This is a genomic window from Nocardia sp. Root136 (genome assembly GCF_001427185.1).
Lineage (GTDB): Bacteria > Actinomycetota > Actinomycetes > Mycobacteriales > Mycobacteriaceae > Nocardia > Nocardia salmonicida.
The window spans coordinates 469224-481895 of sequence record NZ_LMFE01000010.1; the positions used below are offsets into that span (position 1 = coordinate 469224).

4 protein-coding genes and 1 tRNA gene are annotated in these 12672 nt (G+C 69.3%); 1 reads left to right on the plus strand and 4 read right to left on the minus strand.

Features of this window, described 5'->3' with window-relative positions:
* Positions 1–7: 7 nt before the first annotated feature.
* Positions 8–9334: a type I polyketide synthase gene (locus ASD42_RS27165; RefSeq protein WP_056821639.1), complete on the minus strand. Its 9327-nt coding sequence runs from the start codon at positions 9332–9334 to the stop codon at positions 8–10.
* 373 nt (positions 9335–9707) lie between these two features.
* Between ASD42_RS27165 and ASD42_RS27170 the strand changes: the two genes are divergently transcribed.
* A tRNA-Leu gene (locus ASD42_RS27170) sits at positions 9708–9789 on the plus strand.
* Positions 9790–10110: 321 nt separating this feature from the next.
* On the opposite strand, the gene ASD42_RS27175 is transcribed toward ASD42_RS27170, so the two are convergent.
* The 3 genes from ASD42_RS27175 to ASD42_RS34595 form a co-directional block, all read right to left on the minus strand.
* Complete coding sequence (locus tag ASD42_RS27175) at positions 10111–11307, minus strand: PucR family transcriptional regulator (RefSeq protein WP_131817154.1); 1197 nt, start codon at positions 11305–11307, stop codon at positions 10111–10113.
* A 103-nt stretch (positions 11308–11410) separates the two neighbouring features.
* Positions 11411–12280 (minus strand): SGNH/GDSL hydrolase family protein, encoded by an 870-nt coding sequence (locus ASD42_RS27180; RefSeq protein ID WP_056821642.1) that lies wholly within the window; start codon positions 12278–12280, stop codon positions 11411–11413.
* Between the two features lie 93 nt (positions 12281–12373).
* Positions 12374–12544, minus strand: a complete 171-nt coding sequence (locus ASD42_RS34595) for a hypothetical protein (protein WP_156677600.1) — start codon at positions 12542–12544, stop codon at positions 12374–12376.
* Positions 12545–12672: the final 128 nt, after the last annotated feature.

Sequence of the window (12672 nt, forward strand, 5' to 3'; positions counted from 1 at the left end):
CGGCAGCCTACGGCGCTTCGGTCGACTGCGGGGTGATTTGCCCGGTGCCGCAGCCCCATCCGTTCGCGCTGTAGACGCCGTCGCTGTCGAGACGGGCCTGCGGCGAGAGCAGCATGTCGGCCTCGAGCTGACGGATCTGCTTGGCCGGCGTGCCGTCGGCGCCGAGGCGACGATCGGCGGGCTTCTCGTACAGTGCCGACCCGCCGCACATGGCCTCGGCGAAGCGCTGCCTACCCGCGAGCTGACGCGTCTGCGCCCGCTCCTGGTACTCCGCCCGCGCGGCCGGGTCGATCGCGGCCAGGAACGCCTGCGGATGGACCACCGCGAGCAGACCGGACACGTGACCGAAGCCGAGTGAGGTCACCAGACCCGCCTTGAGCGCGAACTTCTCGCCGAACCGCAGTGGCTCGCGCGCCCACACCAGGTGCGGGTAGCCGGCCATCTTCTCGTCGACGCAATCCAGGCTGCGGTTCGGCGGCACCACACCGTTCTCCAGCACCTGGCACAGGCCGATGAGCTGGAATGCCGCCGCGCCGCCCTTGGCATGGCCGGTGAGGCTCTTCTGCGAGACCACGAACAGCGGTGCGCCGCTGGTACGACCCAGCGCGCCGGCGAGCCGCTCGTGCAGCTCCGACTCGTTGGGGTCGTTGGCCGCGGTGGAGGTGTCGTGCTTGGAGATCACCGCGATGTCGTCGGGGGTCACGCCGAGCTTGCGCAGTTCGGCCGCCAGTCGCGACTCGCTGCCGCCACGCCCCGCACCCAGCGCACCGAGACCCGGCGCCGGGATGGAGGTGTGCACGCCGTCGGCGAAGGACTGGGCGAAGGCGACGACGCCGAGCACCGGCAGACCCATCTCCACGGCCACGTCACCGCGGGCCAGCAGCACGGTGCCGCCGCCCTGCGATTCCACGAACCCGCCGCGACGGCGATCGTTGGCACGGGAGAAGTAGCGGTCGCTGATTCCCTTGGCGCGCATACTCGCCGAGTCGGCGGTGGCCGACATGTCACCGAAGCCGACGATGCCTTCGATACCCAGGTCGTCGAAACCACCGGCGACCACGACCTCGGCCTTGCCGAGCCGGATCTTGTCGACACCTTCCTCGACCGAGACCGCCGCCGTGGCGCACGCCGCGACCGGGTGCACCATGGCGCCGTAGCTGCCCACGTAGGACTGCACCACGTGCGCCAGGGCGACGTTGGGCAGTGCTTCTTGCAGGATGTCGTTCGGGCGCGGTTCGCCGAGCAGGTTGTCGACGTAGAGCGAGCGCATCGAGGACATGCCGCCCATGCCGGTGCCCTGGGTGTTGGCCACCAGGCTCGGGTGCACCCAGCTCATCAGCTCGTCGGGGCTGAAGCCCGCGCCGACGAACGCGTCGACGGTGCAGACGATGTTCCACAGCGCGACCCGGTCGATCGAGGCGGCCATGTCGGCCGAGACGCCCCAGATGGTGGGGTCCCAACCGGTCGGGATCTGGCCGCCGACCACGCGGGAGAGCTTGGCCTTGCGCGGCACGCGGATCTCGGTGCCCGCCTGACGGGTGACGGTCCAGTCGCCCGAGCCCTCGACCGGGCTGATCACCGTGTGCTCGGGATCGGCGGTGGCGAACGCCCGTGCCTCGGCTTCGCCTGCGACCGTGAACGTCAGGTCCTGATCGAGGAACACCGAGGTGAGCAGCGGGGCCGCGTTGTCGAGCATGGCGCCGTCGTCTTCGTAGCGGCGCACACCGCAGCGTTCGACGACGGTGTCGTGGTAGCGCTCCGCGACTTCGGCCTCGGGTACGAAGTCACCGGATTCGGTGTCGTACCAGCCGGGCTTCGGCTCGTTCTCCCAGCGGATCAGACCGGTGGTCCAGGCCAGTTCGAGCACGCCGGCGGCCGAGAGCTGGTCTTCGACCTCCATCTCGAAGCGGGTGCGCGAGGAGCCGTACGGGCCGAGTTCACCGGCGCCGACGATGACGACCATGTCGCTCAGTTCCGCGGTGACCGGAGCCCAATCAGGCACGGGCAGCGCCGAACTCAGGGTGGGCGGTGCGGGCAGCGCGGCGATGGTCGCGGTGGTGGCGGCTTCCTCGATCTGCTCGGCCGCGGCCTCCTGCGCCTGCTTGGCGAGCGCGGGCAGGTCGAGCTTGGCACGCGCCAGACCACCGGTGAGGTCGATCTGCTGCGGGCCGGTGAGCGTCACCTGACGAGCACGCGAGGTGCACCACTTGAGCAGTTCGTCGGCCATCTCGGTGGTCGACCAGGTCTGCACGCCCGCCTTCTCCACGGCCTCGACCATGGGGTCGTTGTGACCCATCAGCCCGGTGCCGCGCACCCAGCCGATCAGCGCGTGCACCAGCGTCACCCGCGTGGCCCAGGACTTCTCGGCCTTCCACTTGGTGACGACCGCGTCGAGCGCGGCCTTGGCTTCGCCGTAGGCGCCGTCGCCGCCGAAGAGGCCACGGTTGGGCGAACCCGGCAGCACCACATGCAGTTTCGCGTCGACGTCGTGGTCGGCGTTGAGGGCGGACAGGCCGCCGATCAGCCGTTCCACCGACCAGAGCAGGACCCGCATCTCCATTTCGGCGCGGGCGCCCGCGTCGGCGAGGTCACCGGCGACGCGGGGTGCCGCGAACGGCAGCAGCATCGTCGGGGTCATGGCGTCCTTGACCTTGATCTTGGCGCCACCCGCGTTGTCGACCTGCTCGGTGCCGACCCATTCGATCAGCGCGTCGAGGTCCTGGTAGGAGGCCATATTGGCCGGGACCACCCACAGCGCCGCACCGTGGCGGGCGTTGTCGCGGTAGAGCGAGCGGTAGAACCGCAGCCGTTCGTCGTTGAGGCCGGAAGTGGTGACCACCACGGTCGCGCCGCCGGAGAGGAGCTTGCCGGTGACGGCTGCCGCGATGGAACCCTTACTGGCGCCGGTGATCACGGCGAGGTCGTCGGACCACAGACCCGGCTCGGTGGTGTCGAGCGCGGCCTTCGCGATCTGCGCGTACACCCCGGCCAGCACCGAACGGGCCTCGTGCATGGCCCGCTGACGCCACCAGCTCGCCTGGGCGGCAACAGCTTCACCGGCTCCGACGAAACCGTCGATCGACTGCTCCGCGGTGGCGGCATCGTCGCCGAGCCACATCTTCGCGAGGTCTTCCCGAGCAGTGGCCCAGCGGTCGTCGATGAGCACGGCCTTGCGAGCGTCGAACGCGGGAGCGACCAGACGCGGCCAGTCCGAACCCAATTCGGCCGAGACGAGGTCGGCGAGCGTATCGGGAGTCGCCTCGGGTGCGCTGATCTTCTCGCTGAGGCCGAGCTGTTCGAGCACGACCCTGGCCGCGGTGGCGAGCACGCCGTCGCGTCCGATGATCTGCTCGGTGAACTCGCCGAGCGCGGCAGCGTCGACGGTGCCGCCGGTAGCGCCACCCGCCGAGGGCATCGAGACCGCGACACCGCGCCGTGCGGCCACAGCCTGCACTGCGGCGTCGATGGCGGCGTCGACCGAAGCCGCATCGCTGAGCGCACCGCCGGCGAGACCGCCGAGGTCACCGCCGCGCACGCTCGCGCCTTCGCGGGTGCCGAGGGAGACCTCGGCGGTGACGTGGCTGGCCCAGCCGTCGCCGAGTTCCCAGACCTTCTTGACCCGGTCGGCGATGGCGGCGGGCCGCTTGCCGGAGGGGCCGAAGACCTTGCGCAAGTGGTCGCCGATGGCATCGGTGAGCACGGTGCCGAAGGGCTTGTAGGTGCGGGCAAGACGTTCGACGGTGGCGGCCAGTGCGCCCATATCGGCGTCGGCGGCGCCGTCGATGGCACCGAGGGAGAGTTCGGCGCCGAGGTCGACGAGCAGCTGGTTACGCCGCGAGGAGACACCGTCGCAGAGGCCCTCGATGGTGTCGACCGGGCCGATCTGGTCCATCCGCAGCTTGGTCCACAGCGCGATGAGCACGCGGGTGGCGTCGGCGGCGCTGAAGGTGATGTCGTCGGGGCGCGGGCCGCCGGTCGCTACCGGAGCAGCGGCGACGGGAGCCGCGGCAGCGGTCGGCGCGGCCGCGGTTTCGACCGGGGCGTCGTCGATGTCGTCGACCGGGGCCGGATCGGTGTCGGTGGAGTAGACGACCGTCGCGTCACGTTCGGCGTTGACGACCTCCACGGTCACCCCACCGAACGCGGGCAGCTTCAGCGTCTGCGAGGCCAGGTTCGCCACGGTCGGGGTGGCACCGAGGCCGATCTCGACGAACCGTTCCACGCCGAGACCACCGTGGGCGGTGTCAGTGAACAGCAGGTCCTGGGTCTCGATCCAGCGCACCGGGCTGGCGAACTGCCAGGCCAGCAGCTCGATCAGCACTACGCGGCACAGCTCTGCATCGCGCGTGGCCCAGCTGTCGAAGTCGGCCAGGACGGCCACGAGGGGCTCCGACGGCACGAGTTCGGCGATCTCGGTGAGGAAGGCGCGGTCCAGGGAGAACGGACGGGGCACCAGGTTCGGAATGTAGCGTCCGACCAGAACCTCCGGGTGCACCTCGGCGGGCAGCAGCTGCTCGAGCTTGTGCCGGAACTCCGGCACACCGTCGCGCAGCACCGAGGAGTGGAACGGCACGTCGATGCCGGGCACCAGGATGAAGGCCCGCTTGCCGCCGAATTCGGCACGGCGGCGGTCGATCTCGGTTTCGAGGGCCTCGAGCCCGGCGACCGTGCCCGCGATGGCGTACTGGGAGCCGCGCAGGTTGAGGTTCACCACCTCGAGGAACTCGCCGGTCTCGGCGCCGATCCCGTTGACGAAGTCGATCACCTCGGGGTCGGGCAGTCCGATCTGCGACGGGCGGATGGCGGCCATCCGGTAGTCGCTGCGGCCCTGCGCGTCACGCGGCACCAGTTCGTGCATGGCCGAGCCACGCTGGAACACGACCTCGAGCACGGCTTCCAGCGGCAGCACACCGGCGACGGCGGCGAGAGCGTTGTACTCACCGACCGAGTGACCGGCCAGCATCGCGCCTTCGACGAACGCGCCCGATTCCCGCAGCTCGGCGACCTGGGCGACGCCGAGGGTGGCCATCGCGACCTGGGTGAACTGGGTCAGGTGCAGCACGCCGTCCGGGTGCCGGTGTTCGACACCGCGCGCCTTGAGGTAGGTCGGGTTGTCGCGCACCACCGCCAGGATCGAGAAACCGAGGGCGTCGCGGGTGTGCGCGTCGGCACGCTCCCATACCCGCTTGGCCGCCTTCGAGCGGGTCAGCGCGTCCAGGCCCATCCCCTTGCGCTGGATGCCCTGGCCCGGGAAGGCGTACACGGTCTTCGGGGCGGCGGTGCGCCCGGTCGCGGTCATGACCAGGTCACCGTCGACGCGGCAGGAGACCTCGACGATCTCGGCGCCCGCGTCCACCGCGATCCGCTCCACCCGCACGTCCACGGTCGCGCCGGGGCGCACCATGCCGAGGAACCGGGTGGTCCATGCCGTGAGAGTGCGTGCGGGAACGGAGCTTTCGGGATCCACCGCGACCACCGCGTGCTGGGCGGCGGCCGAGAGCCACATGCCGTGCACGATCGGGCTGCCGAGGCCGGCCAGCTTGGCGGCGGCGTCGGAGGTGTGGATCGGGTTGTGGTCGCCGGAGACCGCGGCGAACGCGTGCATGGCGCGCGGGGCGGCCATGCTCACGTCGCGGCGACGGCGACGCGGGGTATCGGTGGCGTCGTCGGAGACCGCACCGGCCGCGCGCGGCGGATCGGTGAGCTCGCCCGCGCCGTTGCGGCCACGGATGGCGAAGCGTTCGACGAGCCGGGCCAGCGGGGTGGCGTCGAGTCCCTGATCCAGGATCAGGCCGATGTTCACCTCGACCTCGACCACCCGGCCCATGTCGGTATCGACCACCGCGCCGCCTTCGGCACGGACGACAAGAATGCTCGTCTCCGAGGGCAATTCGCTCAGCAGGTCGATCTGGTGATCCAGGTGGACCAGGTCGAGCATGCCCTCGATGACGGAGCCGCCGGCCGGGGTACGGGCCCCGCCGAGCACCGCGAAGACCGCGGGCCAGCAGGCGCCGACGAGCACATCGGGGGCGGTACGGCCGAGAGTGCTGAGGGTGTCGGGCAGGCCCGAGCCCGTGACACCGGCGTGGTCGGCGATCAGATCCGGCATCCACGCCAGGTTGAGGTGCGCCACACCGGCTTTCACCTCGGGCAGCGACTTCCCGGCTGCGACGCCGAGCAGGGCCGACATCGCGGTCTCGGCATCGGCGTCGGTGATCACCGGCGCGCCACCGGAATACACGCTCGCGGGCACGGTGATGCGGATCCGCACGGAATCACGGACCAGCGGCACCGTCAGCTCCACGTAGCCGAATTCGGCTTCGGGACCGGCGGTTTCGGTCAGGGTGGCGCCGGTGGCGCGATGCACCGCACTCCCCTGCTCGACGATCCACTCCGAGACGTCACCGAGGCGATGCACCGGGTTGACGGTGGTGCGACCGGCCCACTGCACGTCGGGGGCGGCGAGCACGGTGTCGATCGGTCCCGCCACCACACCGGCGACGCGGCGCGCGTCCACCGGCTCGGGGACGACACCGGCCCTGACCAGGCTGTACGCGGTGTCCTGTTCGAAGCGGTCGAGCAGCTCACCGACGGGCTCGTCCACGCGGGTGATACCGGCGACGGCGACGGTGCCGGGGATGACGCACACCTGATCGGCCGAATAACGCGGATCGTGGGCCTGCCACAGCGAATCCGAACGCCACCAGCGACGCACATCGGCGTCGACGACGGGCACGAAGTTCACCGGCTTGCCCGGCGTCTTGCACAGCGAGACGAAGAACGGCACGTCGGCCGGGTGCAGCACGGTGTCGGCGATCGTCGGGTACTGCTTCTGCAGCGCGCACAACGCCTGCACCGGGTGCTCGAAGGCTTCGTCGTCGGCGAACAGCGTTTCGATCTCACCGCTGTCGGCCGGGTTGAGCCGGGACTCGGTGCGGCGCATCATCTCCGCGAACCGGTCGCGCCAGCTGATGTCGAGCCAGTCCGAGCGGGTGGCGTCGCGGATCGCTTCACCGATATCGCTGCCGCAATCGAACGAGATCGGCACCTCGCTCGTCACGGCCAGGGAGACATAGCGTTCCAGCCACTGCTGGTAGGTCATGGTGGCGACGTCGCCGAAGTAGGGCTTGGCGGTGGCGTCGAGCGCCGCGATGATCTCGGCGCGACGGCTCGCCACGGCGTCGGCATCGCCCGCGACCTCGTCGAGCAGGCGGCCGGTCCGCGAGGCGGCATTGTCGATCTCATGGATATCGGCGCCCAATTGGCTGCGCCCGGAGGCCATTCCACCGCTGGCGGTGCCCGCACCGACCCAGTCGGGGGTGCCGGGGGTATCGACGAGCAGCTGCTTCACCGCGGGGGCGGTGGTCGCCTCGAGGGTAGCCATGGCCGCGGTGCCGACCAGCACGCCGTCCAGGGGCATGAGCGGGTAGCCGTGGCCGGTGGACCAGGCGCCGGTGAGGTAGTCGGTGGCGCGTTCGGGAGTGCCGATGCCGCCGCCGACGCAGATCACCACGTTGGCGTGGCCGCGCAGCTCGGCGTAGGTGGCCAGCAGCAGGTCGTCGAGGTCTTCCCAGGAGTGGTGCCCGCCGGCCTTGCCGCCTTCGATGTGCATGATCACCGGGTAGTCCGGAACGGCGTCGGCGATGCGCAGGACGGCCTTGATCTGGGCGACGGTGCCCGGCTTGAACGCGACGTGGCTGATGCCCGCCTCGGACAGCTCACCGATCAGCGCCACGGCCTCGTCGAGTTCGGGGATGCCCGCGGTGACGATCACGCCGTCGATCGGCGCACCCGCCGCCCGCGCCTTCTGCACCAGGCGCTTACCGCCCAGCTGCAGCTTCCACAGGTAAGGGTCGAGGAACAGCGAGTTGAACTGCACGGCGCGACCCGGCTGCAGCAGCTGACGCAACTCGGTGACCCGGTCGGCGAAGATCTGCTCGGTGACCTGTCCGCCACCGGCCAGCTCGGCCCAGTGGCCCGCGTTGGCCGCGGCCGCGACGATTTTCGCGTCGACGGTCGTCGGGGTCATGCCCGCGAGGAGGATCGGCGAACGGCCGGTGAGCTTGGTGAACGCGGTCTCGACAACGATGCGCCCGTTGGGCAGACGCACCGGCTTCGGCGCGAACGCCGACCACGGCGTCGACGGCTCCGGCGCGGCGCCCGGGGTGAGCAGGCTGCGCTGACCGGCGCGGGTGGCGGCGGCGATCACGCCGACACCGGTGCCCTTGAGCGAACCGCCGGTCACCCGCGAGAGCAGGTCGCCGGGGCCGAGGTCGAGGATCCACTGCGCGCCCGCTTCGACCACGGCATCGACGGTGGCGACCCAGTCGATCGGGTCGACGAGCACCTGCTGGGTCAGCGCGGCGGCGAGGTCGGCGTCGATCTCGCACTGGCGGGCCCAACCGGCGACCAGTTCGACGGTCTCGGCCAGCGCCGGGTGGTGGAAGGCGACGTCGACGGAGATGTCTTCGAACACGGGCGCGAATACCGCGCCACCGCGGGCCTTGCTCTCGCGCTCGCGGGTCTGCTCGTCGTGCAGCTGCGCGCAACGAATGCGCACCCGATCGATCTGCGCGGGCGCACCCGAGATCACGACGCGCCTGCGTCCGTTGCGGATCGACACCACCGCGGCGATCGCGGGATCGACTCCCTCGGCGACCTCGGCGACGATCGCCCGCAGCTGCTCCGGATCCACATTCGACACGGCCACCATCGGCGAGCGCTCGCCCACCGGCATCAGTCCACGCCTGCGTGCGACGAGCCCGGCGGCCGCACCCACGAGCTGCGAGATGGCCAGCAGCTCCGCGTCACGCGTGCCGCCCGCTTCGACCGCGGTGGCGGCGAACAGCCCCTGCGAGTGTCCGACGATCGCGACCGGCGCGTGCTCGGCCGGGTCGAGACCCTGCAACCGCAACGCCCTGGTCGCGGCGAGCTGGGTCAGCAGCACACCCGGCATGGAAACGGGCACCGACCGCAGCACCGAGTCCGCGGGCGCCGAGGAGGGCTCCTCCGGCTCGTCGAGCTCGCTCTCGAGCACCCAGCCCATCGGGTCGAATCCACCGGGGCGCACCACCAGCAACTGCGTCGCAACCGGCTCGATCAGCGCGGCAGCGTCATTCACCAGCGCGGCCAGCTCGGGCTCCAGCGCGCTGTCGCGCCCGATCTCCTCGAGCTCGCGCAGCCACTGTGCACCCTGTCCGCCGAACGCCAACGCGTATCCCGCTCCGGTGCGCAGCTGCTCCAGCAGCGCCGCGCGGACACCCCTGGCCTGGCCGCGACCATTCGCTTTCGTGGTCGCTTCCGTGCCGATTTCGGTGCTCTCGTTGATCGTCAAGACGCTCGACTTCCTTCTCCTGGCGTGTCGCCCACCGACGGCACGCACACGTATCCGGCAGCCCCTTGGGCCTGTTGAGAGCCACGATCGCACAAAATCATGAGGAAAGCCTCACGTTTCTGGCCCGGTAGCGAGCTACTGCCCAGTATTTCCGTACGTCCGTACCAGAATCTTGCGAAACATGACGCGGCCTCATGTTTGAACGCGCAGGTCCGGCCTGTTACTCGGGTTCTCAAACATGAGTGCCCCTCACATTGAGGTTTACCGAATCGTTATAACCCCAGGTCGTGTTACCCACGAGTACGCCACGCCGCCCCTACGCTTCGCACAGCCGGATTCGCCCGGTAGAGTTTGGACGGTCGTACACATCCAAGCGCGAGTGGCGAAATTGGCAGACGCGCCAGATTTAGGTTCTGGTGTCCACGGACGTAGGGGTTCAAGTCCCCTCTCGCGCACAGATTCCTGGCTTTCGGGCCAGATCAGGGCTTCTGCGTGTTCGAGTGCGCTCGCACCCTCAGAAGAGCACCCGGGTATGACGGTGACCTGCGCAAAACATGTTTCCGCGATGGCAGCTCTGCCACATTTCGGCGATGATCGCCGTTCCCCGATCCGCTGACAAAAAACCTTGTCCACGGGATAGCTGTAGTCGGAGAGTCCGGACGTGTCGCCGACCGCGTTCGCCGAGCGGCTTCTCCTCGATCCGGTCGATATCGGCCGGGGTGGCGTAGGTCGACCACCCAGACCGAGGCCATGTCGGCGCCAACACCGCTAGCGCGTCAGTGGCATGCCGAACCCATCGGTGACGAGCGTCGAAGGCGTCGATGGGCCAGCACCCACCACACCGTCACCAGGTCGTGGGTGTGTGCGAGATCGAGGTGCGTCAGTTCCTGGAACCGCGAAAGCCGATAGCGCACCGTGTTGCGATGGACGATCAGCGCGGCGGCGGTCGCATCGGTGTTCCTGTCGTGTTCGAGGAAAGCCCAGACGGTGTCTTCCATGTCGCGGCGCCCGGCCCGTCCGTCGTCGAGCACTGTGCAGTGTCGGCGCTCCAGTCTTTCGACATCGCCGGTCCCCAGCATCGCCAGCGGATACGGCCCGAGATCGGCGGGTGTCACCACTCCCCTGCGACCGAATACCTGGGCCAGTCGCAGAGTCGTGGTGGCCTCGTCGAAGGAGCTAGCCATGGCGGTGAGCGGTGCGGGTTCGGCAAGGGCGACCAACCACCGATCGTCGACCACCGGCGGCCGCGGCACCACGCCGAACAACTCCCCCTCGGCGACCGCGAGGACCGGTCGCTGCTCGCGGGTAGCGCTCGTGCGGGCCACTACGGCCATCAGCGCAGGCAGGTCATCGACCTCATCCGGTCGCGCGCGCAACGGTTGATAGTGCGCGGCCAGGTCGATCCCGAACACACCGGCATCGGTGGCCAGACGACGGGCGGACAGATGTCCACCCAACAGTGCGCGGAGGAACTGCACGCGCTGTCCGGCGTTCCGGCGCGGACCCTCCGCGATCATGTCGTGCTGGATTTCGGCGATGACTCCGGCGGCGTCGTTGGCGAACTCCCACGCCAGGTCGTGAGCCCGGAGCACCACCCTCGGCGGCAGCCCGCGTCGGGAGGCTTCCTCGTCGAGGGCCGCGAGCACGAACCGGGCGACGAGTTGGATGCTGCGAGTAAGGGTTTCCAGCGGGAAGCCCTGCCGCATCCGTCGACGGGCCAGCTCGCCCACCGCGCTGATGCTGCAGGCGGCGGGCGCGGTAAAAGTCGCCGACACGTGCTCCAAGACCGACCGGACGATAGGCGCGGTGAAGAAGGCGATGTCGGACGATGCCAAGACCGTGTACTCCGGCACTTGCACGCGCAGCTGGGCGACCAGCCGATCAACCCGCTCGTCGATACCGGTCACATAGTCGGTCAACAACACACGCAGCTCGTCGAAATCACCCGACTGCTCGAGGCTCGATCCACTCACGAAAGCAGCGATCCGGTTCGGACTGTGCACTGCTCGAATCCTGTCGTTGCTCGCCCGTGCCTACCGAAACCACCGCAGCACCGCTTCCGTGGCGGGCAGGTTGTCAGCGGGGGACGGCGTCGGAGGACCGGATGGTGGCCACGATCAGTTCGGCAACTTCCCGGTGCCCGACGAGGGTCGGGTGGTAGGGCAGCATCGTGTCTCCGCCGACCACTGGATCGAACCAGCGGGCATCGGCTGCCGAGCACATACCGTGACCTGTCGAAGCCTGGCGTGTGTCGATGTAGATCGCGCCGTGGGCGGTGGCCTCGCGACTGACCACGGCGTTGAGGCGGTCGAACTTCGACTGGATGTAGGCCGCGTCGTCGGCGAGCAGCCCCACCATCGCCGGGCAAGTTCCCGGGTCGAAGTAGGTGGGCCAGCCGTCGACGAAGATCTTGGCCTTCGGCGCGCGGCGGCTGATCTCGTCCAGCGCGGAAGTGTAGGTGGGGGCGATGGCATCGATGGCGGCGTCCCAGGCAGGATCGGCCGCCGTCGCGCAACCTCCGGTGACCGCGGCGGCGTGGCAGCTGCCGATGAACCTGGTCATCTCGGCGTCGTTGGCGCCGATATGCAGTGTGACGATTTCGGTAGCGGGGCCGAGTGCCTCGAACTGCGGCGGAACGACCCCCGACTGGCGCCCGGTCAGGTCGCGGATCTTCGCCGAGCTGCAGGTGCGATCCTCGTAGCTGATCCCCAGTGCGTCGGCGATCAGGGCCGGGGCGTTCGCTGTCGAGCGCGCGCAGAGCAGCGGTGCCGTCGGGTCGATGTTCAGCACACCCGTAGTCGCCGCGCCCGAATCACCCAAGGCGACGTAGCGGGCCCCACTCGCCGGTGACGGCTGGGCACCGGCGGTGGGCACGGCGATCAGCGCGAGTACGGCCGCGCCGACGGCGGCGCGACAGAGCGGACGAGTGATCAGCTTTCTCATCATCGAGAATCGACTTCCTTTACATTTTCCTGAGACTGCGCGGGCATGCGCTCGACAGAATCTCTGGGGCCACAATCGTGAAATCGCATGGCGGCCCTAGCGGACGGGCAATGGCTCTGGGGTGCTGGTTCGCTTGGGCCACTTGGTGATCCGGAAGAGGTGGCTGAACAGAGTCGCTGTGTTCCCCCCTGGCGAGGCGGCCAGCAACATCATGATGATCGCCAGCGCGATCGGCAGACCGGTGGTGATCAATGGTGAATTGCTCATGTGATTTCTTTCGATCTACGTCCGGCGCGTTGAGACGACTTCGTCTCAATGCTGGCAACTATGACACGAGTGTGGCGTAGATCGCAATCACAGCTCGCGCACGACGATGCCGTCGGTCGACTCCGCGT

Coding starts and splice junctions, on each gene's coding strand:
- ASD42_RS27180 (WP_056821642.1), bottom strand. CDS start 12,280: ATGATGAGAAAGCTGATCACTCGTCCGCTCTGTCGCGCCGCCGTCGGC.
- ASD42_RS34595 (WP_156677600.1), bottom strand. CDS start 12,544: ATGAGCAATTCACCATTGATCACCACCGGTCTGCCGATCGCGCTGGCG.